Origin of the sequence: Gelidibacter salicanalis (genome assembly GCF_016469035.1) — a bacterium.
Classification (GTDB): Bacteria; Bacteroidota; Bacteroidia; order Flavobacteriales; family Flavobacteriaceae; genus Gelidibacter; species Gelidibacter salicanalis_A.
The window spans coordinates 1-255 of the sequence record NZ_JAEHJZ010000548.1; the positions used below are offsets into that span (position 1 = coordinate 1).

The following is a 255-nucleotide window of genomic DNA, read 5'->3' on the forward strand; positions in this document are numbered from 1 at the left end:
TCGATTAAATAAGCTTTTTATCAAAAGATTGCTTGTTTTTCCTAACTTTGGCATAAGGGCTTTTTCAAACGAAAAGGCCTTTTTTGAACCCAAACAGCAGGTTTTATCCCATACTGAATGCAAAAGTTAAATCTTAGCCAATCACTTTCTCAGAAGTTATCTCCTCAGCAGATACAATTTATCAAGTTGCTGCAGGTCCCGACTGCCGAATTAGACACTCGAATTGAAGAGGAACTCGAAATTAATCCAGCGCTG

Annotated in this window: 1 protein-coding gene; it reads left to right on the forward strand. The window is 38.0% G+C overall.

The genetic code is table 11. The features are described from left to right. Positions 1 to 117: 117 nt before the first annotated feature. On the forward strand, positions 118 to 255 hold a 138-nt coding region (locus JEM65_RS22005), incomplete at its 3' end, for a hypothetical protein (protein ID WP_199603908.1).